This is a genomic window from Pseudarthrobacter sp. MEB009 (assembly GCF_030208875.1).
Taxonomy (GTDB): domain Bacteria; phylum Actinomycetota; class Actinomycetes; order Actinomycetales; family Micrococcaceae; genus Arthrobacter.
The window spans coordinates 151,036-173,861 of the sequence record NZ_JARVTC010000006.1 but is presented as its reverse complement, the minus strand read 5'-3'; the positions used below and the strand labels follow the sequence as shown (position 1 = coordinate 173,861).

The following is a 22,826-nucleotide window of genomic DNA, read 5'->3' as shown; positions in this document are numbered from 1 at the left end:
TTCGGAGATGCGTCAGGACGACGGGACCACGGCGATGGGCGCTTTGCCCGGCGATTTCACGGGAAGCAGTACCAGCAGGCCGGCCAGCAGGACCACCATGATGCCAAGGATCCCCCAGCGCTGGGCCTCTCCGGCCGCGACCAGCGGGGTGGCGATGGCGATGCACAGGGTGAACAGCGCCGGAGCCAGGAAGCTGACGGCCCGGCCGGTGGTGGCGTACAGGCCAAACAGTTCGCCGGATTCCCCGTGCGGGGCAAGCCGCGCCAGGTACGCGCGGGACGAGGACTGCGCAGGGCCCACAAAGAGGCAGAGGAACAGCCCGAACACCCAGAAGGTGGTGCTGCCTGCCCACGCCGTGCCGAAGAAGACATGGTCGGCGTTGCCCAGGACCAGGATGAGCGTGCCGGCAACCAGGAGCCCCACCAGGGAGCCGATGATCACGGCCTTGGGCCCCACCCTGTCGTCGAGGAAGCCGCCGAGTACCGCCCCTGCGGCTGCCACCACGTTGCCGAAGATGGCAAAGAAGATCACCTGCGGCAATGCGAACCCGAAGGTGCCGGCGGCGATGATGCCGCCGAAGGTGAACACGGCGGCCAGGCCGTCGCGGAACACGGCGCTGGCGAGCAGGAAGTAAATGGTGTGCGGGCTGGTGGCGTAGATGGCCTTGATCCGCCGGAACAGCAACCCGTAGCTGGCAAGGAACCCCAGCCGCCCCGCCGCGGCCGTTGCCGGCACCTCGGGGACGGCGAAGAGGACAGGCAAAGCGAAAATGAGGAACCAGAGCGCCGAGAACACGGCCACCAGCCGGATGTTCAGGCCGTCCGCGGTGGCGGAGCCAAACCACTCGAAGCTGGGCTGGACGAACAGCTGCAGCACGATCAGCAGTGCAACGATGCCGCCCAGGTACCCCGAGGCCCAGCCGAATCCACTGACCTTGCCGATGTTTTTCGGCGTTGAGATCTGGGCGAGCATGGCGTTGTAGTTGACCCCGGCAAACTCAAAAAAGACGTTGCCGAGCGCAATCAGGGTGACGCCCAGAATCAGAAACCCGGGCTGGGGGAAGACAAAAAAGCACAGCCCGGTGAGCAGTGCCACGGCGGCCGTGTTGACCCCCAGCCACAGCTTTCGCCTGCCGCCGGCATCAGAGCGTTGCCCGGTGACGGGGGCCAGCAGGGCAATGGCGAGGCCCGCGATGGCCAGCGCACCGCCCAGCACCGCCGAGGCGCGGTCCTCGCCGCCGAACGCATCCGAGGTGAGATAAACGGTGAACACAAACGTGGTCATGACCGCGTTGAAGGCAGCGGAACCCCAGTCCCAGGCCGCCCAGGCCACAATCCGGCCCCTGCTGGAAGCCTGGCTGCCGGTTTCAAGTTCCGAGGACGGGTGCGGTGCCCCGGACACGCTGGCGCTGTTCATAGCTGCATCGTATCCGCCCGTGGCGAACACCAGGTGGACGCAGCCCCGCGATGCCGGGGCATTATGCGCCCGCAACGGCGCAATGTTAAGGACTAACCCGCAGGCCTTGATAAACTGGCCACTCCCAAACCTTACTTTTGCCGTCTGCTCCAACCATTGACAATCGAATTCCTGACGTTGCGGAGATACCAGTGATTACAGTCCTTGCCGTGCACTTTACGGTGGCTGTCCTGGCGCCGCTTATGTTCAGGGCCTGGGGCCGGAACGCGTTCTACGCACTCGCGGCCGTTCCCGCCGGTTCCTTTGTCTGGCTGCTGCTCCAGCACGGTCCCGTCTACTCGGACGCCGGGGCCATCGCCGAGGTGAACCCCTGGATCCCGGGCCTGCACCTCGAATTCGCCTTCCGGATGGACCCGCTGGCCTGGATCCTGTCGCTGCTGGTCCTCGGCGTGGGAGCCCTGGTGCTGGTGTACTGCGCCAAATACTTCGGGAAAAACGACCAGGACCTGGGTGGCTTCGGCGCCCAGCTGCTCGCGTTTGCCGGCGCCATGTTCGGCCTGGTGGTGGCCGATGACCTGCTCCTGCTCTTCATCTTCTGGGAACTCACCACCATCCTTTCCTACCTGCTGATCGGTTTCGCCCGCACCCGGCTCGCCGCCCGCAGGTCGGCGTTGCAGGCGCTGATGATCACCACAGCCGGCGGCCTCGCCATGCTGGTGGGCCTGATCATGCTGGGCCACACGGCCGGGACCTACCGCATCTCGGCCATCATGGACATGGCCCCCCAGCTCGTCGCCGGCAGCTCCGGCACCCTGGTGAGCGCCGCCGTCGTCCTGGTCCTGGTAGGTGCGATCACCAAATCAGCGCTGGTCCCCTTCCACTTCTGGCTCCCCGGCGCCATGGCCGCGCCCACCCCGGTCAGTGCGTACCTGCACGCCGCGGCGATGGTGAAGGCAGGCATCTACCTCGTGGCGCGGTTGGCCCCCGGCTTCTCCGAGACCGCGTACTGGCAGCCGGTGGTGCTGGGCCTGGGCCTGGCCACCATGCTGGTGGGCGGCTACCGCGCCCTGCGCCAAACCGACATCAAACTCATCCTGGCCTACGGAACCGTCAGCCAGCTCGGCTTCCTCACCATGGTGGTGGGCCTCGGCACGCCGGACGCTGCCCTCGCCGGACTGGCGATGCTGCTGGCGCATGGCCTGTTCAAAGCGACACTCTTCCTGGTGGTGGGCATCATCGACCACCAGTCCGGCACCCGCGACGTGCGCAAACTCTCCGGCGTCTTCCGGTCCTCCCGGGCCCTGGCCGTGGTGGCCGGCATCGGCGCCGCCTCCATGGCCGGCGTGCCGCTGCTGGCCGGCTTTGTGGCCAAAGAGTCGGTCCTCGAAGCCTTTGTGCACCACGCAGCCGACCCCGAAGCAGGCCCGTGGGGCATGGTGGTCCTGGCCGGGCTGGTCCTGGGATCGGTCCTGACCTTCGCCTACAGCGCCCGGTTTATGTGGGGCGCCTTCGCCAACAAACCCGGCGTGGAACCCACCCCGTTCAAGGCCATCAGCCCCGCGTTCCTCGCGGCGCCGGCCATCCTCAGCCTCCTGACCATCGGGTACGGGCTGTGGCCCGTCCCGGTGGACGCGTGGATCCAGCCGTACGCGGCCCTTTTCGCTTCACCAGCGGCCGACGCCGGCACTCCCGCCGAGCAGGCAGGGCACCTTGCGCTGTGGCATGGACTCACCCCGGCACTGGGCCTGACGGCGCTCACCTTCGTGCTGGGCCTGGCCATGCACTTCGGCCGCAACGCTGTGGCCCGGCTGCAGTCCCTGGTCCCGGCCTGGGTGGACGGGGACCGGGGCTACCAGCTGACCATCGGTGCGCTGGACGACGTCGCTGTGTGGATCACCGGCCGGACCCAGCGCGGTTCGCTGTACTTCTACCTTGCCGTGATCCTCAGCGTGGCCTTCGCACTGCCCCTGACGGTGATGCTTCTCTCCGGCAAGGCCCTCCCGGACAACCTGTACCTGGTGGATCCGGGCTCCCCGCTCCAGATCGTGGTGGGCGCGGTGATCGTTATCGGCGCCCTGGCCGCCGTCAAGGCCAACAAGCGCTTCCTGGCGGTGCTGATGGTGTCCGTGACCGGCTACGGCATCGCCCTGATGTTCGCACTGCAGAGCGCCCCGGACCTGGCGCTGACGCAGATGCTGGTGGAAACCATTGTGCTGGTCGCGTTTGTGCTGGCCATGCGCAGCCTGCCGGCCGAGCTGCGGGACCGCACGGGCGGCAAGTACCGGGTGGCGCGCGTCATCATCGGCCTGGCATTCGGCACAACAATGGTCTTTGCCGCGATCTACGCCATGGGCGCCCGCGTCGCCACACCGGTCTCGCTGCAGTTCCCGCAGCTGGCCTATGAAGGCGGCGGCGGGTTGAACATCGTCAACGTCACACTCGTGGACATCCGGGCCTGGGACACGTTCGGCGAAATCACCGTCCTGGCGCTGGCAGCCACCGGAGTCGCCAGCCTGATCTTCGTCCGCGGCCGCGGCGACAAGATCCAGATGTCCGCCTCCGTGGCCGAAGGCACCGTGGGCCGGCGGCACGGAGTGGATCCGGGTTCGCGTGAAGCCGCCGCGCTGGCCATCAGCCGCAAGTTTGCGTCGGCTACGCGGGATGCCTGGATCGTGGCCGGCCGGACCCTCGCCCCGGAACGCCGCTCCATCATCTTCGAGGTGGTCACCCGGCTGGTCTTCCACTCGATGATCATCTTCTCCCTCTACCTCCTGCTCGCAGGCCACAACCTTCCAGGCGGCGGATTCGCCGGCGGCCTGATGGCCGGCCTGGCGCTGACCATCCGCTACCTCGCCGGTGGCCGCTTCGAACTCCGCGAAGCCACCCCGGTCAGCGCGGGCGGGCTGCTGGGAATCGGGCTTGCCGTGGCCGCGCTGTCGGGGATCGCCCCGCTGCTTCTCGGCGGCCAGGTCTTCCAGAGCGCCATCGTCGAGTTCTGGCTGCCCGTCTTCGGGGACATCAAGTTCGTCACCTCCACGCTGTTCGACATCGGGGTCTACATCGTGGTGGTGGGCCTGGTCCTGGACGTGCTGCGCAGCCTCGGAGCCGAAATCGACGAGCACTTCGATGAACGGTCCATGGCGGCCGCCGAAGACGAAGAAGAAACCGGCAGCATTCCTGCCGGGACCACCGTAGAGGCCAAAGCATGAGCGTTAACCTGACCCTCCTGATCATCATGGGAGCGCTGTACGCCTGTGGGATCTACCTGATCCTGGAACGCAGCCTGACCCGGGTGCTGCTGGGGCTGATGCTGCTGGCCAACGCCACCAACCTCCTGATCCTCGCCACCGGCGGTTACGCAGGCCTGGCGCCGTTGTATTCGAAGGACACCGCAGCCGGGGACTACAACGATCCGCTGCCGCAGGCGCTGATCCTCACCTCGATCGTCATCTCCTTCGCGGTGACGGCCTTTATGCTCGGCATCATCTACCGGACCTGGGTACTGGCACGCCGGGACGAGATCCAGGACGACGTGGAGGACCTCCGCGTCGCCGAGACCCCCAGCTTCGACGCCGAAGACGACGCCGAGATCCCCATCGAAACCTCCGAATTCCCGCTCACCATGGTTGGCACCGACGGCGGCGACGTGTCGGATCACGGCAGCCCCGGAGACCCCGCGGACAGGGCCAAGGTGGTGGCCGGCGGCAAGGAAATGCCCGCAGAGGACGCCGCGGCGGAAGAAAAACCCGGCTCCCAAAACGTTGCCCCCACCCCGGAAGGAGACGCTAAGTGAACATCGCAAGCCTGGCTCCACTCGCCGTCGTCCTTCCCATCCTGGGCGCCGCGCTCACCTTCCTGCTGATCCGGCACTCGCGGGCGCAGCGGGCCGTCAGCATCGCCCTGCTGTCCGTGACGCTGCTGCTCGAGTGCTTCCTGCTGGCCAGCGTGTGGGACGGCGGAACGTTCGCCGTGACCCTTGGCGGCTGGATCCCGCCCTTCGGCATCGTTATGGTGGTGGACCAGTTCTCCTCGCTCATGCTGGTGGTTTCCTCCGCCGTGAGCCTTGCCGTTCTGGTCTACGCCACCGGGCAGGGCATGGCGGACGGGGACCACGACGCACCCGTCTCGATCTTCCACCCCACCTACCTGATCCTGGTGGCAGGGGTCTCCAACGCCTTCCTCTCCGGTGACCTGTTCAACCTGTACGTAGGTTTCGAAATCCTGCTGACCGCCAGCTACGTGCTGATGACCCTGGGCGGAACCGGCCCGCGGATCCGGGCCGGCGTCACCTATGTGGTGGTGTCGGTGGTGTCTTCGGTGCTGTTCCTGATCTCCATCGCCATGATCTACGGGGCCACGGGCACCGTGAACATGGCGGACCTGGCCATCAAGCTGGGTGAGCTGGACCAGGGCACGCAGACCCTCCTGCACGTGATGCTGCTGGTGGCGTTCGGGATCAAGGCCGCGGTGTTCCCGCTGTCCTTCTGGCTTCCCGACTCGTATCCCACAGCGCCCGCACCGGTCACCGCCGTTTTCGCCGGCCTGCTCACCAAGGTGGGTGTGTACGCGATTGTCCGCACCGAAACGCTGCTGTTCCCCGGTGACTCGCTGAACACGCCGCTGATGGTGGCGGCCCTGCTGACGATGGTGGTGGGAATCCTCGGTGCGCTGGCGCAAAGCGACATCAAGCGTCTGCTGTCCTTCACCCTGGTCAGCCACATCGGCTACATGGTGTTCGGGCTGGCCATGTCCTCCAAAGCCGGGTTGGGTGCCGCTGTGTTCTACGTGGCACACCACATCACCATCCAGACCAGCCTGTTCCTGGTTACGGGCCTGATCGAACGCCGTGGCGGCAGTTCCTCCGTGGACCGCCTGGGCGGACTGGCCAAGCTCTCGCCGCTGCTGGCGCTGCTGTTTTTCATCCCCGGCATGAACCTGGCCGGCATCCCGCCGTTCTCCGGGTTCCTGGGGAAAGTGGGGCTCCTGCAGGCAGGCGTGGAACTTGGCACCCCGCTGGCGTACGCCCTGGTGATTGGCGGCGTCGTGACCAGCCTGCTCACGCTCCTGGCCGTCGCCAGGGTCTGGAACCGTGCCTTCTGGCGCCGGCCCACGGATGCCGAACATCCGGACCCCGTTCTGCTGGCAGACCCCGAAGACCCGGAGGCCCTGCAGCCCGCTGGAGCCGGCCGGACCGGCATGATGGTCTCCAACCGCACGGGAACGGCACGGCGCGCCATGCTGATGCCCCGGACCATGGTGGGCTCCACCCTGGGGCTGGTGGTGCTGGGCGTGGCCCTGACCGTCTTTGCCGGGCCGCTGTTTGAACTCTCGGACCGGGCCGCGCAGGACATGCTGGACCGGGCGCCGTACATCCAGGCAGTCCTGGGCGATGACACGGTGGTTCCGCCGGCACCCGCCCTTGGAGGAGGAAAATGAGCCGCCGCCGGATTTCGCTGCGCCAGGAACTGCCTCTGCTGGTGTGGCTGGTGATTGTGTGGGGCGCGCTGTGGCAGGACTTCAGCCCCGGAAACCTGCTCTTCGGCGCCTTGCTGGCCATCGCCGTCGCCCGGTTGTTCTACCTTCCGCCGGTTGAACTCAGCGGCCGGTTCAACGTCCTGCAGGCTATCCCGTTTGCGTTGTCCTTCCTGGGCAAGGTGGTGGTGGCCAGCGGACAGATCCTCTACCTGGCGCTGGTCCGAGGCCCCAAGGTCACCAACGCCGTGGTGGCGGTGACCCTGCGGAGCCGCCAGGACCTGATGGTCACCGCCGTGGGGCACGTGATTTCGCTGATTCCCGGTTCCCTGGTGGTGGAGGTGGACCGGTCAACCTCCACGCTGTACCTGCACGCCATCAACATCAGCTCCCCGGAAGCCGTGGAGAACCTGAAAAACGAGGTGCGCGGCATCGAAGCGGCACTGATCCGGATCATGGGCACCCCTGAAGAGCTTGAACTTGTCCGGACGGAGGCGGCCGCATGATGCAGGCAGTCCTGGTGGCTACCGCCATCATCTTCTCTCTGGCCGCCGCCGGCGCCATCCTCCGGATCGCCCGCGGACCGTCGCTGCTGGACCGCGTGCTGGCGGCGGACGTGCTGCTGGCCATCCTGGGTGGTGCGCTGTGTGTGGACATGGCCGTGAACCGGCACCTGAACAACCTGATGCTGGTGGTTGCCATTTCCATCATCGGCTTCATCGGGTCCGTCACCGTGGCCCGGTTCGTGGCTGACCGAAGGGAACAACAGCCTCATGAATCCTGATTTCACCGGAGTGGACGCCTGGGTGGACCTGGCCTCGGCTGTGGTTATGATCGTGGGCGCCATCATGTCCCTGGGCGCAGCGATCGGGCTGCTCCGTTTCCCGGACCTGCTCAGCCGCATGCACGCCGCCACCAAACCGCAGGTGCTGGGCCTCTTCCTCCTCCTGGCGGCCATCGGCCTGCAGATGCGCACCTGGTGGGTATGGCCCGTGCTGGTGGTGGCCTGGATCTTCCAGCTGCTGACGGTTCCCGTCTCGGCCCACATGGTGGGCCGCGCCGGCTACCGCACCAAGCACCTGCACCGGGAGCTCCTCACCTCCGACGACCTCGAGGAAGTGGTGCAGAAAGCTGCCGCCAAGGCCGCCGCCGACGAAACCCGCGACGACGACTGAGCCTTAAAACACTGACGGCGGGTCCGGATGATCCGGGCCCGCCGTCAGTCGCTTAAGCGGTGCTGCCTGTGCCTGTCAGACGACGTCGGCGCTCTTGGCGAACCTGGCGATCGCACGCTGCGTGCCACGGTTGGTGAGCACCTGGATGACGGTGCTGACGGAAGCCGAGATCAGCGCGAAGGTCAGCGCCGAGCGAAGGCTGGTGGGCGTGTCGTCCTTGCCGGTGGGGGCCTGCTTGCCGGTGGACTTTTCCCAGACGGCGTTGACCAGCTTGGTGCCGACCAGGCCGGCGCCGAGGCTGATGCCGGTGCCGAGCAGCTTAATGAAGAGGTTCATTCCTTATACTCCTTGCGGACGGAAAACATACTCCCCCCAGCCTAGCGGCAAGCAGCTGCGCACGAGTTCCCTACGGCGACCGGACCAGGCCCTCCCAGGCAACGTTCCAGTCGGCGGGGAACCCGGGGGCGGACCGCTCCGGCCCGTCGTCCCAGCCGGCTGCCATCAGCGCCACCGCAGCCAGCAGCCCGCCGTTGCCCGGCAGGTACAGCGGCAGCGAATCTGTTTGCCGGTTGTGCCCGTTGGGAAGGATGAGGTTCTTGCCGGCATCGAGCAGCAGGGCGTCCACCGCAGCTTCCGGATCGTCCAGCCGGGCGGCGGTCATGGCCAGGACGGGATAGTCCCAGCCCCACGTGCTGTCCCAGTCCCAGTCCGCGAGGACCTCCCGCAGCGTTGCCCGCATGATCGCCGGGTCCACCAGCCCGGTCTGCGGCAGGACGCCCAGGGCGCACAGCATTGACGGGTGGTCGGTGCGGATGGTGAAGGGTTCGACGTCGATCGCCGCGTACGTGCCGTCCATAACCTTGGGGGGCACCATGCCGGCCGCTACGGCTTCCCAGACCTCCCGGGGCGGCAGGCCGAGCCGTTCGCGCCATGCCGAGGCCAGCCTGAGGGCCCACTGCCAGTACGCGAGTTCGAAGGTGGGATTGCTGGCCGTCCCCCGGACGGATTCGTAGCTTTCCTGGGCCGGAACCAGGGGCGGGCCCAGTTCGAAGCCGCGGGCAGTGGGGTGGGCGAAGGACGCCATGAAGTCGGCGGTGGCGAACACCACCTCCGCGAACTCGGCCAGGAGCTCACGGGACGGCTCGGCGCGGTAGGCCAGTTCGGCCAGGTGGATCGGGTGCGGCTGCTGCCAGATCAGGAAGGTGCCGATCGGGCTGGGGCTTTCCCGCCCGTCCGGACCCACTTGCTTGGGCCAGCGGACGCCGTCGAACCCCTGGTCCTTGGCCGTTTGCCGCCCGCTGTCCATCACCGTGGCGTACCAGCGCAGCGCCGGCAGCAGCAGGGCCGTCCGGTTCCAGGTGGCGAAATGAGCCGCGTGCCACCAGTGCATCTCCAGGTGGAAGCGGCCGCGCCAGGAGTTGCACACCAACCCGGTTTCCTGGGGCGGCAACGATCCGGAGCAGTTGATGGCGGTGAGGTACTGCGAGAGGACGGTGCGGCGCTCCAGTTCCAGGGCGCGGGGATCCGCCGTCCCGGAAAGGTCGACGGCGGCGCCGGACTTCCAGAAGGTAGCCCAGCCTTGGCGGGACGCATCGATCACGGCGGTGCCGGCTTCCGCTGCGGTTGCCGCCGCCGCCACCGGGGCAGCGGCGGGTTCCGGTGTGGCGGGTTTGCCGATGCCGCTGATGCCGCCCGTTCCGCGGGGCAGGCAGTCGCCTTGCCCGGCGCTGACGAAGTGGACCGCGAAGTCCAGGACTTCCTGCCCGGGTTCGGCGCGGATCAGCACCTCGTGCCTGCCCGTCTGCTCAACCACCAGGCCGGTGCCGGTGATGGCCACCTGGTAGCCGGAACCGTCAAGGTCCCGCTGAATCACCCAGCGCTGTGGTTCGGCTTCCGCCACCCGGGTGGAGTGGGCTGCCGGCTGGTCCCAGTCCGCGGCGTTATGCCAGGCTTCGGAGCCGTACGGGAAGGCCAGTGTGACGGCCAGGCCCTGGTCCAGCGCCGCCGATTCGATGCGGAACCCCAGCTGGTCTTGTTCGGGGTGGCACGCAGTGGTGACATGGACGGGGTGCCCGCTCAGTGCGAAGGTGCTGGTTGCTGTCCCGGTCCAGAGGTCCAGTATCTGCCGGGGGTCCACGATGTCCGCGGCCTGGATGTCCGGGTTGTCCCTGTCCGGAAGGCTGAAGCCGATTCGGCCCAGGTCAAGCCGGTGCGGGTTGGCCCGCAGCCAGGTTTCGGCGCGGGACGTGTCCGTCTCGCGGCCGTCAACAATGTCACCCACCATGTCAACATAGGGCACCGGGCCGCGCGGCGAATCGTACGTGACGGTGGAACCGGCCAAGGAGTACTCGCCGTCGGCCGGAATGGCGTGCCAGCCCCACTGGGACTGGGTGCCCAGCAGCGTGCCCGGTGGGAGTTCACTGCGGGCACCCACCGGGTAACTGCCAGGCATGCTTTGCATTCCGGTCAGGTCCAGGGTGAAGCAGAACTCCCCGTTCCCCACCGAAACAGGGCTCCGCGGGTCCAGGCTTTGCTGGTGCACGTTATGGCGGCGCACCAGGGATTGACGGTCAATGGCAGTGTGCTGGCTGCGCAAGGCGCACGCCCTCCTCCGGTGAGAAAACGCTTTCTAAGCATCCTTTCCCGTGGCCCGGCGTCTGTCAACCACGGACCGCCCAGGGGGTGGTCCGTTCAGGCGGCAGGTGGTCCGCTGCGGAACCTGACCATCTTGTGCGAGCCGTCGCAATAAGGCTTGATGGCGGATGCGCCGCAGCGGCACAATGCCACGGTTTGCCGGTCGCGGGGGACTGCATCCCCTGACGGCGTGACAATCTCGAAGCTGCCGCGGATAATCAGAGGCCCATCCGGGCAAACCACGATTGAGCTTTCGGCCGGCCCCCCATCAGGGTTCACGCCGCAACCGCCACGGTTGGCCGGAGGGACGTTCCACCGTTTTCCCAGCAGGAAAGCAGGTGGCTGGACTGCCGGAGGTCCAGGGCAAGGGCAGCTGTTGCACCGAAGAGGACGTCGCCCAGCAACCTGGGCTCCGCCTCCACCAGGCCACCCGCCAGGTCACGGCCGGCAATTTGCTCGTGGACTGCATCGGCTTCCACATGCTCGTCGAAGTAATGGGTTACGGCTTTGTTGTAGCCATGCCTGCGGAATCCCTGGCTGTAGAGGCGGTTGGGCTGTGAGGAGGTCATCTCATACATGGCCAGGTGCCCGGCGATCGCCCCGCGCAGCCGGCGGTTCAAGCCGCACAGGGACATGAAGTTCACCGCCGCCAGGGATACGGCCGGTACGGTGTCCAGATATCCGCCGTAGGTGTCGTCCAGGTCAAGGCCCCGCATGGTCCGGGCGAACAAGGCGGCGTGCATCCGCTCAGGCCGGCCGCCGCCGTATTCATCCGCCTGGATCTCCACCAGGGCGGCTTTTGGCCGGCCGCTCAGGCGGGGAATCGCCCAGGTGTGGGGGTCGGCTTCCTTGAGCTGGTAAACGGACTTGTGGATCAGGAATTCCCTCAGCTGGGCCAGGCTGGCCTTCTTCGCGACGAAACGCGAGACGCTGGGGCCGGCGTCGCGGCCAGCCAGGCTGAAGAGGATGTCCGCGACGCCGTCGCTGGTCATCGGTTCCCCATGATGGGGAAGCCCGTGGACCAGCGGGGCGGCCTCGTTGCGCACGGAATCTTCGAAGGGCTGCTCCAGGAGCTGGCGTGCCCCAATCAGGTCCGGCTCCCATTCCCAGGCGTCGTCCACCCCGTCCAGGCCGGAATAGTGCAGCTCGTAGAGGCAGAAGAGCGTGAGCTGGATGTCATCGTCCACCACCAGGTCCCCCGCTGCGGCCAGGCGGGCGTGGATCTCCTGCCGGAGTCCGGCCAGTCCTGAAGCGGTCCGTGTTGGCTCCGGACCGCGGGCAAGGACGCGGAACAGCTCGTGGCTGATGGGCCCTCTGGCTTCTGGAATCTTCATGGTGCTCCTTTGACGTGATGACCTGGCGCCCCGTCTGGTCCGTTCGCCAGACCCACGCCCAGGTGCGGCCGGTTACGCCAGCCTCTCCAGTCGATCACCTTAATAGTAAGCATGATTACTATATTAAAGCGAAGTGCCGGGCCCGGATTCCGCGGCAGGCCCGGCCGCCTGTTAGCTGACGAAGGCCTTCATCCAGGTTTTGAGGTCTTCGCCGAATTCCACGCGCTCGGAGGCCAGGGTGATGACGGCCTTGAGGTAGCTGAGCTTGTCGCCGGTGTCGTACCGGCGGCCCTTGAAGACCACCCCGTACACGCCGGAGCCGTTGCCCTCGCCGGCGGCAAGGGTCTGCAGCGCATCGGTCAGCTGGATTTCGTTACCGCGGCCGGGATTCGTGTTCTCCAGGACACCGAACACGGCCGGGTGCAGCACGTACCGGCCGATCACGGCCAGGTTGGACGGCGCCTCACCCACAGCGGGCTTCTCCACCAGGGAGTTCACGCGGACGTAGTCCTCGCCCGCCACCACGGAAATGTCGGCACAGCCATAGGCGCTGATCTGCGAGGGGTCAACCTCGATCAGGGCGATCACCGATCCACCGGTCTTCTGCTGGACCTCCATCATGGTGCTCAGCAGGGACTCGGCCTCATCGATGAGGTCATCCCCCAGGAGCACCGCGAACGGCTCGTTGCCCACGTGCTGGCTGGCGCACAGCACCGCATGGCCCAGGCCCTTGGCCTCACCCTGGCGCACGTAGTGGATGGGCCCCAGGTTGGAGGCGTGCTCCACGGCGGCAAGCTTGTCCGTGTCACCCTTCCGCTCCAAGGCACCTTCCAGGCCGGGTTCCCGGTCAAAGTGGTCCTCCAGGGCACGCTTGTTCCGTCCCGTGATCATCAGCAGGTCAGTCAGGCCCGAATTCACGGCCTCCTCCACCACGTACTGGATGGCCGGCCGGTCAACAACCGGCAGCATTTCCTTCGGCATTGCCTTGGTGGCGGGCAGGAATCGGGTCCCCAATCCGGCAGCAGGAATAACGGCCTTGGTGATGGTTTGTGATGCAGTCATGTGTGTTTTCTTTTCTGTTGTGGGACGTGTCAGCAGTGGGCGCGGAGGCTGTTGCAGGTCAGGTCGCCGCATTGTGTGATGTCGTTGATGAACCCGGCAGCGTGCCGCGGCAGGAGCATTGCAGCATTCGAGGCAGTGGTTTCGTCGCGGATACCGGACTCAAGTGCTGCGGCCAGGCCGGCCAGCCGGCGGGCGCCGATCATTTGGCTTGATGATTTCAGGCTCAACACCGCATCGAGCGCACGTTCGAAGCTTCCCGCCACCAGGGCCAAGCGAAGTCTTTCGATGCGGTGCGGCATTAAATCGATGAAGGAATCAAAGAAGGCCTTCGTGTAGGCAAGTTCCTCAAGTTCCTCCGTGAACTGGTCAAGAACGGACCGGTCCAGTAACGGCGGAATATCACTGGAATCAGGGGGCCGGCGTCCGTTAATCGATTTGTCCGGCCGTTCATCATGCCGGGTGGAGCTGTGAATCATATGTCCTTCTCTTGGTCAGTTGCGGCTCCCGCAATTTCTGTTGGCTGTACTTGGGTGAAGATCCCCGGAATTGCCTTAGGATCAGTCCGAAGTGAGTGTGAAACGCCGCTTGGGTGGTGGCGTCCGCAGGTCCTGGTCTCATAGGTGCTCCGCGCCGCTCGGTCTCGTCGGTGCTGTGCGCCGTCTGTCAGGGGAAGTGCAATTGAATACTCAGAAAAACCAGCGTTGGCTGAAGCTGCCTCGACGGCGGCTCTCTGTTGGCGCCGTCGTCTCTGGTTTCGTCGCGTTTATGCTGTTGGTGGTGCCATCAGCCTCAACGGTGCCTGCTGCTGAGGCAGCGGCCACGTCCGGCGATTGGGTTCCCCTGGCCGCGGGGCCGGCACCGGCGAGCAGTCCCTTGGCTGGTTTTGTCCCGTTCGCCGGTGCTTACAGTTCGATGCCTCACTCCATGGAATGGTTCTACCTTCCCGTTAATGCGGTTGTTACCGGACCCGGAACGTTTAATTGGGCAAGCCTGGAAACCCAGTTGAACGCCATTGCGGGACGCGGCCACCAGGCGGTTTTTCGCTTTTATCTTGACTACCCGGGTAAGGCCACCGGCATCCCCGCATATCTGCTGCAGTCCGGGCTGTCCACCCACCGCTATGCAGACCATCAAAACCGTGGCGTGAGCGTCTCCCCGGACTATGAGGATCCGCGCCTCGTGTCAGCACTTGAGGGATTCGTTGCAGCCTTTGGGGCCCGTTATGACGGTGATCCACGAATCGGGTTCATCCAGATGGGCCTTCTGGGCTTCTGGGGTGAATGGCACACCTTCCCCCATGACGGTTGGGGCTCTCCGGAGAACTGGTTTGCATCAACGGCCACCCAGGGTCGCGTGCTCGCGAGCTACACCAAAGCGTTCAGGAAAACGAAGCTTCAGGTCAGGTACCCCGACGCAGCCAACAAAAGCCTGAACGTCGGCTATCACGATGATTCTTTTGCCGTGCAGACCTTGCCGGGAATTGGTTGGCACTTTGTGGACAAACTGCGTCAATCCGGGACGACGGGCAAGTGGCTCACGCAACCCGTGGGCGGGGAACTGCGGGTGGAGATCCAGGACTGCATCTTTGAAACGCCGATGCGCTGCCCCGTCATCGAGCCCGGCGCGGACAATGACTTTTCCGGAAGTGTCGCAGCCACCCATGCCTCGTGGCTGCTTAACCACCGTGCCTTCAGTCCGGGATACACCGGTCAGACCCTGGCGAACGCAAAAGCTGCCTCCCAGTCGCTGGGCTACCGGTTCCAAGCGACAGCTTTCGCACTGACCCGGGGAGCCGTCAGCGGGCAGAGCGATCTCACTGTAAAGGTTAACAATGCTGGGGTTGCACCTTTCTATTACGACTGGCCGATCCAGGTTGCTGCGGCCGATTCGGGTGGAAAAATAGTTCGGACATGGACTACCTCGTGGAAGCTCTCCGGGGTGAAGCCGGGAACTCCGGTGCAGTGGAAAACAACTGTCGGCGGTGTGCCGCCGGGGTATTACACGCTGCTGATGAGGCCGGTTAACCCGCTTGCGACGGGCGTCCCGCTACGGTTCGCCAACGCATCCCAGGACAAAACCCTGGCTGGTTGGCTCACGCTGGGGCGCAAGTACCTCCCGGCGCCGTGAGCAGGCCGGGGCCTCGTCCTGCTCACGGTGCCGGGTTTGTTGCCCTGTATCCGTCCGGGTTTCCCTGCTGCCACCGCCAGGCATCGGCACACATGCGGTCAAGGGTCAGCGACGCCGTCCACCCCAGCTCGAGGTCGGCCTTCGACGGATCGGCAAGACTCACTGGCGCGTCTCCCGGTCTGCGGTCCACCAGGGCGTAGGGAATGGTGGTACCGGATGCGGCTTCAAACGCTTTGATTACTTCCAGGACGGAGTAGCCTTCACCGGTGCCGAGGTTCCAGGTATGCAGTCCCTCGTGCCTTGCGAGGTAGTCCAGTGCTGCTGCGTGGCCTGATGCCAGGTCCATAACGTGGATGTAATCCCTGATGCCGGTCCCATCGGGGGTGGGGTAGTCGCTGCCGAAAACTCTCACTTTGTCCCTGCGGCCCACTGCCACCTGCGTCACGTACGGAAACAGGTTGTTCGGCGGCCCCTGCGGGTCCTCCCCGATCAGCCCGGAGGTGTGGGCGCCCACGGGATTGAAGTAGCGCAGGAGCGCAATCCGCCACCGGGGATCGGCGGCCTGGAGATCCGTGAGGATGTCCTCGATATGCTGCTTGGTCCTGCCGTACGGGTTGGTCGCGCGCAGCGGGAAGTCCTCCCTGAGCGGCATGTCGGGGTTGGCACCGTAGACAGTGGCCGAGGAGCTGAAGACAAGGTGGCGGACGCCGTGGGCGTCCATGGCCTCCAGGAGGCTCAGCGTCCCGCTGACGTTGTTGCCGTAGTAGCGCAGTGGTTGGCTGACGGATTCCCCGACGGCCTTGAAACCTGCGAAGTGGATGACGGCACCAATATCGGCGCAGGAGAAAATCTCCCGAAGGCAGGACTTGTCCGCAATGTCCCCCTCAACGAAAGAGATGTCCCGGCCCGTGATTTTCTGTACCCGAAGCAGGGATTCAGAGAGGGAGTTGCTGAGGTTGTCGATGACAGTGATGTTGTGCCCGGCCTCGAGCAGATGAAGGATGGTGTGCGAACCGATGTATCCGCAACCGCCGGTGATGAGGATGTTAATGGCTCTGCCTCCGCTGGTAGATGACCCCGCGTTGCGCGGGCAGAACCAGCGACGTCGGGGCAGGGTTCCCTGCGGCGTCCGCCAGTCCCGGGGGAACGCTGATCCGGCGTTTCCGGCGGCCATCCTTGTTGAAGTTCACTGCAGCCCACCCGCCGTTGAATTCGCGCGACCAGACGTGGTGGCGGCCTTTCGGCTTTTCCCTGGGTGTTCCCAGGGACCAGTCCAGCTCGGGGATGTGTTGGGTCCGGCTGTAGTCATCGTGTGCTGTCGCAGTGAAGGAGCCCCGGCCATGGCCGAAAATCCAGAATGCTGCCAGCCCGTACGTGAAATTCGGGTGGTTGTCATCCCCGTTTGTCGGGACGCGCAGAATTGACAGGCCTGGGCCATCAGCCTGCTGGAGCTGTGCTTCTGCCGTAGCCGGGTCAAAGAGGTCCCGGGGGCCGTAGCCAAGCCAGACTTCTTCGAACCCGCCGCCGTACGCGGCGTGGGAAGCCCACCTGCCCGGCACCCGGCGCGACTCGGCGATGTTGGGCACCAGGATTTTCCCGATGCTGTTCAGGGATTGGCCCGCTGCGTGGACAAGGTGATCGAGCCCGTCCCGAAGATCCGCCATCGAGGAAGCCGATCTAATGGGCAGGTTCAGCTGGTAGTAGTCGTCAAAAACATCGTTGTCAGCCATCACGCCGTCGAACGGCGACTCCAGGAGTTCTGCGGTGACATTTTGAACCCAGCGCGCACGGTACCCGGCGTCGCGAACGTTCATCTGCCAATGCCCGCCGTACCCGTTCCACTCGATGCGGGTGCCGTCCAGCCGGGTAGCGAACCACGCCCCGCCCTCCTCCTCGGCTTCGCGGTACGCAACGCCCGAACTGTAGACCGGCCCGGGTTCGTAGTCACGGGTTGATGAGAAGCACTTGTAACAAAGGACCGTCATGTCCGGCCGGAGCCGCTTGAGTTCTGCCGCCGCGTCCGTCTCCCAGGGTTGGAGGATGGCTGCGCGGTAGTGCTTTGCAGCGAAGGCCACCTGGTCCGCAGGGATGGGATCGCCGTAGCGGATCCACGCGCCCACGCCGCTCACAGGTCCACCGGAGCCAGCTCTTCGCCCCGGACCGGGGCCGCTTCCCCGATGACCGGGAGGTCGCCGAGGGCGCGGTAAATCTGGTTGTAGGAGGACATAACCTCGTGCATCTGGAACAGCTCCTGGACGCGGGTGCGGGCATTTGCCGCGTATGAGGCGTAGTTGGCCAGGTTGCCGATGACGGCCTGGATGCCGTCGGCCATCTGTTGCACGTTGCCGGGCGTGACCGTTTCGCCGCAGGGACCGATGACCCGTCCGTCCGCGGTGGTGAGGTTGTCGGAGATCTGCTGTGCGACGCCGCCCACATCGGAGCCGACGGTAGGAATTCCCGCCGCCATGGCCTCAAGAATGACAATAGGCTGTCCCTCGTTGTAGCTGGGGAGGACCAGGAGGTCGAACTGGTCCAGCATGTCCCGAACATGGACAGTGCCGTGGATGGTGACGTGGTCGTTGAGTCCCAGGGCATCGATCTTCGCGAGGCAGGCCTCGTAGTACTCCGGCACGTGTTCGGTTGGCCCCAGAACGTCCAGGTGCAGGTTCGGATACCCGCGGTCGCGCAGGATCTCCATGCTGGACAGCAGATCCAGCAGTCCCTTGATGGGCACAACGCGGGCGATATAGACAAGGTGCCAAACGTAGTCGGGGCCTTCCGCTTCCATCTTTGTCAGTGCGTCCTGACGCGCCCGGAACTTCTCGTCGAACTCGGCAATGACCATGCCGTTGGGCACAACCACCGACTTGTCCATGTCGGCGCCGAGCCGGGCAGCTTCGGTGATGGCACTCGGGTAAAGGTACGTGATGAGTCGTGCGCTGGGGTAGCAGAAACGGCCCATCTCGGTCCACCACGCCATCCACGCGCGCTGCTCTGCGGTCACGTCGAAAGTCCGGTAATCCTCCGCCGTGATGGACAAGGCCATGTTCCGGTCCAGCAGGGTGTTGACCGTGTCGCGGACGTAGAGGTTGTGCTCGGTCAGCAGGAATGACGTGTTGTGGTCCCTGGCCGCGGCCGCGCCGAGCAGCGAGGCGTAGCCGGTGGTATGGGCGTGGTAGACACTGGCCCGGGGCATCGTTTCGCCCAGCACCGCGTAGGCCAGGGAAAAGAAGTTGCGCAGGGTCCAGAAAGAGTTTGCCAGCGACAGGTTCAACTGGGGCATACGATCCTGCAGGGTCTGCATGAATTCCCTGGAACCGAGAAGGGCCCAGAGGGGGTACTGCCGGGTGCGTTCGTTCATCCCCTCGTCAATCAGCTCCCACAGGCCCTCGACGTCGCCGTGTTCCGAAAGTGCGTACAGGGCATCAAAGAACCTGTGCGAGAGCGCTTCGCGTTCCGGTGCCGTCATTCCCAGATCCCTCGATGCGACGCCCTGGAAGTCCTGCCGGTGCTCATCCATGCTGAGGAACACGGTGCGTACCCACCGGACGTTCGACGGCATGCCGTAGAGGTCCGTCAGCGGCGCGTCCGAGTCCCACGTGATGTGGATGATGCCGTAGCTGAGATCGGGGTTGTGGGTCACGATGTCGTGAACCACGGCGGAGACCCCGCCTTTGAGGAAGGGATAGGTGGACTCCATCACGATGGCAACATCCACGTCCTCATAAACGGGCTTGGCGGCTGTTGCCGGCTCGATGGCCGCCGCCGGAGACAAGGTCCGTGGCTTCTTCTTGCCGCTTCTCGCGATCGAGTACATGGTGTTCCCCTTAGCATTTTGGAAGTCAGTCGTGGCGTTGCTGGGTAAAACGGGTCCTTGCCGGGTGATGGGCTGGTTACCAGGTAGTGGCGTGGCGCCAGAAAAGTGTGTATTCCGGTTGGCTCCAGTGACGCTTGTAGAGCGTCCAGGCGATGCCGATGAGGACAAAGTCCACAGCGCCCAACAGCAGGTAGCCGCCGGCCGCACCGGTGAGTGGGCCCAGCAGTCCGCCGGCGGCGAAGGCAAGGACGCAGACCGCCAGGTGGACGGCTCCAATGATCTGGGGGGTGGTCTTCTCGCCGATGAAGTCCAGTTCGTAGCTGAGCAGTGTCAGGACCATAAAGGCCCAGGAAGCCAGGGTGGCGGCCACCGCCAGCAGGGACTGCTGCGGATCAACCCCGGACATCACCAGGGACACTGAAAGTGCCAGCAGCGCTGCGATGGCGCCCGTGAGCAACACGGAGCGGTCAACGACACGGCTCAACCGGCGCGAGCTCCCCTTCAAAGCGCTGATGGGAGCCGCTGCAATGTCCCGGTGCAGGCCGTTGAGGGCCCTGTCCACGCCAGGCGCAAGGTGGACAAAGTAGTAGTTGTAGGCAACGACAGCGGGCAGCATCGCTGCGAACACGGCGACGACGTTGAAGTCGCCTTTGGTGACCAGGAAGAGTGCAAACTTGTCAGCCCAAAGCACGGCTCCCATGAGGAGTCCGCGGACAAGGTCGAGGCCGAACACCCGCGTGCCGAGCCGCTGGGTAAATCCCAGGTGCCGCAGGCCGGAGCGCATGGCCAGGAGCTGCGTTGCCGTGCCCACCAGGGGCGGAAGCCACCACACTGTGGGGGCGATAAAAAGCGCGGCGGCGTAACCGGACCACGCCGCTGCCCACAGGCCCCGGCGGTTTGCCACGTTGGCCAGTACCAGGGACTGCACAAAGAGAAGGTGCAGGACGCAGAGCACCACATAGTCGAGCATCACGGTGGCGGACCACCCTGAGGCCAACCACATGGGAACGGCGAATACGGCAACCAGCGGCAGTGACTGGACGAACATCATGGGCCAGTAACGGCAGAATTTCCGGGTGATGGCTTCGAGGTTCCGCTCGGCCATCAGATCGCCGAGGACCCGGTAGATGGGAAGGCATGCCGCCTGGGCCATCCAGGGCACGGTGATGGAGGATGCCAGCACCACGAGCGTCAGGGGCACCCCATCCACGTCAACGGCAGCCATTGTGGGGCTGACCAACGGGTAGACAACGTTGAGCAAAAGAACGGGTGAAAGGTACAGCAGGAGCGCAGAGCCCAACCTTTCAGTCGAGGCAACTGCCCCGCTGTTGGGACCGGCAATGCCTGGCTTGATGATCAGGGCGAGAGCCAGCAGGAACGGGACCGCTGCTGCGGCAAGAACGGAAAAACCGGCGGAGCCGGGAAAAAGCTGCACGGTTGCCGGCACAAGTGCGGACAGCGCCAGTCCCACCACAACGATCAACGACATCTGGCGGGTGTAGGAATCGTGAAATAAGGACTTCAAGATGATCTGGTTCTTTCCTCTGGATCAAGCCCCTGCCCTCGAGCTGCGGGCATGGAAAAGCCCACCGGTCTCTCTCGTCAGCGATTGAGGCGCGGCAGGCGCGATGGGTACTCATGTTGGTGTTGGGTCGGTTGTGCAGGAGAAGGGGAGTCGACGGCGGACTGGGGGGCCGGCCCGGTCTCAGAGGCAGGCTTCCGCCGCCGACTCCGGCTGGTACCGGCCCCACTTGGAAGGCCGGAAATCTACAAATCTAATTCCACGCAAAACTTCACGGAAAAACCCGAGTAGGCAGTACTCTATTTTTTTCCAATGCACTACTTGGTTTCTTGGTAGCGCCGCTGGAATGACCCAACCCAGCGGCCTCCGCTGGTAAACCATTGCGTCCGGTTCAGGCAACAAGAAACATTCAATCAACCACTCCTCAGAAACTACTTTGAGAAAGATCAAGATCTGATCAATGCTCGAAAAGATTCTCAGGAATTCCTCAGTATTAGCCAAGGCCAGTTGCTGAGGACCTGTTCGCCCACGTCAGTAGCCGATGGCCTGCTGTTTTGCCGCGCCGTGACGCTGTTCACAAACGGCCGACGCGCATTATCGTCGACCCCATTCACAACCCTGGGTAATGTGATGCGGATCGCACGTCGTAAGCTTTTGTCCGGATCAAATGCCGGCACCCTGCCGGGCCTGGAAATTGACGGAGAATATCATCGAAGATACCCCTGGAGTCCGCATCAAAAAGGGACCTGATCCCAAGGCTGGTGTTTGCCTGAATTTCCCACTGAGCCATCCGCGGGGTTGGCGGTGCCGAATCCACAGGTAATGCATAAAGCCCGGGCCGGCTGTGCGTGCCGGGACAGTTACTACATGGAAGGAAGCAGTTGTGGAGCGCGGTGTAGCAGTAGTGATCGAGGACGACAACGACGTACGGGCTGCGCTTGCTGCGATCTTCCGGCAGGCAGGGTTCGCCGTGCACCAGGCGTCATCGGGTGCTGAAGGACTGGACCAGGTACGGACGCACAACCCTGACATCGTGACCCTCGACATCGGCCTGCCGGACTTTGACGGGCTTGAAGCGTCCCGGCGCATCAGGACCTTCAGTGACGCTTACGTGGTGATCATCAGCGGGCGTGCAGACGAGGCGGATGCGTTGCTTGGCTTTGAGGCGGGCGCTGACGATTACATCGTCAAACCCTTCCGTGCCCGGGAACTTCGGGCCCGCATCAAGGCGATGCTCCGCAGGCCGCGGGCCTCCAGCCCGGGTGGGGCGGGCAGCAGCCAAGGGGACGCCGCTGCGGGTTCCGGTGACGGGACTTTCACGCGGGAGGCGACGTATGACAGTTTCGACTACGTCCACAAGGGCCTGGCTTTGCACGAGGGAACCCGGCAGGCTGCCGTGGACGGCGTACCCGTCGCCCTGACGCGGAGCCAGTTCGACATCCTCCTGGTGCTGATGAAAAAGCGGCGGACCATCCAGGCGAAGGCCGACCTGGTGCGCTACCTTCGCCATGACAGCTACGATGGCTCCTTTGTGGGCGCCACGGAGGAGCGCGCGGTGGAGGTCCACGTCAGCAACCTCCGTAAACGTCTCGGGGAAAACCCCAGGAAGCCGCGGTGGGTGGAGACGGTGCACGGTGTGGGCTACCGCCTCACGCCGCCGGTGCCGCGCCGGCAGGGCAGGCAACAGGACTGAATGCTGAACCCGCTGCTTTTCAGCTGCCCTGGGCCGGGGTGAGGATTTCGCGCAGGGCTTCGACCACCAGGTTGTGGTCCTGGACCTGCGGGAGGCCGGACACCGTGACGGTGGCGACGGACCCGACGCCGGCCACGTACAACGGGAATGACCCGCCGTGGGCTGCGTAGCGGGACTGGTCGAACCAGGCGTTGTCCTCGATCCGGCCGCCGTTCCGCCGGCCCCGAAGGCCCACCAGCAGGGACGGCACCTCGTAGCGGGCCGCTGTGGCCTTCTTCGCCCGGATCCACTGCTCGTTGTCCGGAGTGGCGCCGGGAAGCGCCACGTGGAAGAGCACCTGCTCACTCCTGGAAATATCAATGGCAATGGGCAGGCTCCGCTCCTTTCCCAGCTCCACCAACAGCAATCCGAGGTTCAGGGCGTCATCCAGCGAAAAGCCGGGAAACTGCAGTTCCCTGGTCTCGGCTTCGATCCTGGCAATGAAGGCCTCCAGCGAACCCTCAGGCTGGGCATCGGCGGAGTCCGGATCGAAGTCGGTCACAAGCGGTGAATTGGCGGTCATGGCCCACAATCT

Annotated in this window: 20 protein-coding genes; 8 read left to right on the top strand and 12 right to left on the bottom strand. The window is 64.9% G+C overall.

What is annotated here, in order from left to right; all coding sequences use genetic code 11:
- Nucleotides 1-12: 12 nt before the first annotated feature.
- Entirely contained in the window at nucleotides 13-1,416 is a 1,404-nt protein-coding gene (locus QRN07_RS05595) for an MFS transporter (RefSeq protein WP_056595734.1), read from the bottom strand.
- A gap of 191 nt (nucleotides 1,417-1,607) precedes the next feature.
- Between QRN07_RS05595 and QRN07_RS05590 the strand changes: the two genes are divergently transcribed.
- The 6 genes from QRN07_RS05590 to mnhG are packed head-to-tail and all read left to right on the top strand — an operon-like array spanning nucleotide 1,608 to nucleotide 8,063.
- Entirely contained in the window at nucleotides 1,608-4,625 is a 3,018-nt protein-coding gene (locus QRN07_RS05590; RefSeq protein WP_056595731.1) for a Na+/H+ antiporter subunit A, read from the top strand.
- Nucleotides 4,622-5,209 carry a Na(+)/H(+) antiporter subunit C gene (locus QRN07_RS05585; protein ID WP_050685261.1) on the top strand — a complete coding sequence of 196 codons (588 nt, stop codon included), beginning with the start codon at nucleotides 4,622-4,624 and terminating at the stop codon, nucleotides 5,207-5,209. The genes QRN07_RS05590 and QRN07_RS05585 overlap by 4 nt, the downstream gene beginning before the upstream one ends.
- Nucleotides 5,206-6,852 (top strand): Na+/H+ antiporter subunit D, encoded by a 1,647-nt coding sequence (locus QRN07_RS05580; protein ID WP_050685260.1) that lies wholly within the window; start codon nucleotides 5,206-5,208, stop codon nucleotides 6,850-6,852. Before QRN07_RS05585 ends, QRN07_RS05580 begins: the two co-directional genes overlap by 4 nt.
- Nucleotides 6,849-7,394: a Na+/H+ antiporter subunit E gene (locus QRN07_RS05575; RefSeq protein ID WP_285240573.1), complete on the top strand. Its 546-nt coding sequence runs from the start codon at nucleotides 6,849-6,851 to the stop codon at nucleotides 7,392-7,394. Before QRN07_RS05580 ends, QRN07_RS05575 begins: the two co-directional genes overlap by 4 nt.
- On the top strand, nucleotides 7,391-7,672 hold the full coding sequence (locus QRN07_RS05570; protein ID WP_050685258.1) for an MrpF/PhaF family protein: 282 nt from the start codon (nucleotides 7,391-7,393) through the stop codon (nucleotides 7,670-7,672). Before QRN07_RS05575 ends, QRN07_RS05570 begins: the two co-directional genes overlap by 4 nt.
- The gene (gene mnhG / locus QRN07_RS05565; RefSeq protein WP_285240572.1) at nucleotides 7,662-8,063 is read left to right on the top strand and encodes a monovalent cation/H(+) antiporter subunit G; all 402 of its coding nucleotides are present in this window, start codon (nucleotides 7,662-7,664) and stop codon (nucleotides 8,061-8,063) included. Before QRN07_RS05570 ends, mnhG begins: the two co-directional genes overlap by 11 nt.
- 75 nt (nucleotides 8,064-8,138) lie before the next feature.
- On the opposite strand, the gene QRN07_RS05560 is transcribed toward mnhG, so the two are convergent.
- The 6 genes from QRN07_RS05560 to QRN07_RS05535 all read right to left on the bottom strand — a co-directional run bounded on the left by QRN07_RS05560 (nucleotide 8,139) and on the right by QRN07_RS05535 (nucleotide 13,569).
- Nucleotides 8,139-8,399 (bottom strand): DUF4235 domain-containing protein, encoded by a 261-nt coding sequence (locus QRN07_RS05560; RefSeq protein ID WP_056595725.1) that lies wholly within the window; start codon nucleotides 8,397-8,399, stop codon nucleotides 8,139-8,141.
- A gap of 70 nt (nucleotides 8,400-8,469) precedes the next feature.
- A complete protein-coding gene (locus tag QRN07_RS05555; RefSeq protein WP_285240571.1) occupies nucleotides 8,470-10,659 on the bottom strand; it encodes a hypothetical protein in 2,190 nt (729 codons plus the stop codon).
- A 95-nt stretch (nucleotides 10,660-10,754) separates the two neighbouring features.
- Nucleotides 10,755-10,940 (bottom strand): CDGSH iron-sulfur domain-containing protein, encoded by a 186-nt coding sequence (locus QRN07_RS05550; protein WP_432246065.1) that lies wholly within the window; start codon nucleotides 10,938-10,940, stop codon nucleotides 10,755-10,757.
- Between the two features lie 32 nt (nucleotides 10,941-10,972).
- On the bottom strand, nucleotides 10,973-12,031 hold the full coding sequence (locus QRN07_RS05545) for an iron-containing redox enzyme family protein (RefSeq protein ID WP_285240570.1): 1,059 nt from the start codon (nucleotides 12,029-12,031) through the stop codon (nucleotides 10,973-10,975).
- Between the two features lie 171 nt (nucleotides 12,032-12,202).
- The gene (galU, locus tag QRN07_RS05540) at nucleotides 12,203-13,093 is read right to left on the bottom strand and encodes a UTP--glucose-1-phosphate uridylyltransferase GalU (RefSeq protein ID WP_285240569.1); all 891 of its coding nucleotides are present in this window, start codon (nucleotides 13,091-13,093) and stop codon (nucleotides 12,203-12,205) included.
- A 29-nt stretch (nucleotides 13,094-13,122) separates the two neighbouring features.
- Nucleotides 13,123-13,569 carry an Hpt domain-containing protein gene (locus tag QRN07_RS05535; protein WP_285240568.1) on the bottom strand — a complete coding sequence of 149 codons (447 nt, stop codon included), beginning with the start codon at nucleotides 13,567-13,569 and terminating at the stop codon, nucleotides 13,123-13,125.
- A gap of 196 nt (nucleotides 13,570-13,765) precedes the next feature.
- On the opposite strand from QRN07_RS05535, the gene QRN07_RS05530 reads away from it, so the two are divergent.
- Entirely contained in the window at nucleotides 13,766-15,220 is a 1,455-nt protein-coding gene (locus tag QRN07_RS05530) for a DUF4832 domain-containing protein (protein WP_285240567.1), read from the top strand.
- A gap of 22 nt (nucleotides 15,221-15,242) precedes the next feature.
- Here the strand turns inward: QRN07_RS05530 and galE are convergent, their stop codons facing one another.
- The 4 genes from galE to QRN07_RS05510 form a co-directional block, all read right to left on the bottom strand.
- Entirely contained in the window at nucleotides 15,243-16,271 is a 1,029-nt protein-coding gene (gene galE, locus QRN07_RS05525) for a UDP-glucose 4-epimerase GalE (protein ID WP_285240606.1), read from the bottom strand.
- On the bottom strand, nucleotides 16,267-17,349 hold the full coding sequence (locus tag QRN07_RS05520) for a putative glycoside hydrolase (protein ID WP_285240566.1): 1,083 nt from the start codon (nucleotides 17,347-17,349) through the stop codon (nucleotides 16,267-16,269). Before QRN07_RS05520 ends, galE begins: the two co-directional genes overlap by 5 nt.
- Nucleotides 17,346-19,037, bottom strand: a complete 1,692-nt coding sequence (pelF, locus tag QRN07_RS05515) for a GT4 family glycosyltransferase PelF (RefSeq protein ID WP_285240565.1) — start codon at nucleotides 19,035-19,037, stop codon at nucleotides 17,346-17,348. The genes QRN07_RS05520 and pelF overlap by 4 nt, the downstream gene beginning before the upstream one ends.
- Before the next feature lie 76 nt (nucleotides 19,038-19,113).
- Nucleotides 19,114-20,562: a hypothetical protein gene (locus tag QRN07_RS05510; RefSeq protein WP_285240564.1), complete on the bottom strand. Its 1,449-nt coding sequence runs from the start codon at nucleotides 20,560-20,562 to the stop codon at nucleotides 19,114-19,116.
- An 880-nt stretch (nucleotides 20,563-21,442) separates the two neighbouring features.
- On the opposite strand from QRN07_RS05510, the gene QRN07_RS05505 reads away from it, so the two are divergent.
- Nucleotides 21,443-22,252 carry a response regulator transcription factor gene (locus QRN07_RS05505; RefSeq protein ID WP_285240563.1) on the top strand — a complete coding sequence of 270 codons (810 nt, stop codon included), beginning with the start codon at nucleotides 21,443-21,445 and terminating at the stop codon, nucleotides 22,250-22,252.
- A 19-nt stretch (nucleotides 22,253-22,271) separates the two neighbouring features.
- On the opposite strand, the gene QRN07_RS05500 is transcribed toward QRN07_RS05505, so the two are convergent.
- Nucleotides 22,272-22,814: a heme-degrading domain-containing protein gene (locus tag QRN07_RS05500; protein WP_285240562.1), complete on the bottom strand. Its 543-nt coding sequence runs from the start codon at nucleotides 22,812-22,814 to the stop codon at nucleotides 22,272-22,274.
- Nucleotides 22,815-22,826 lie beyond the last annotated feature (12 nt).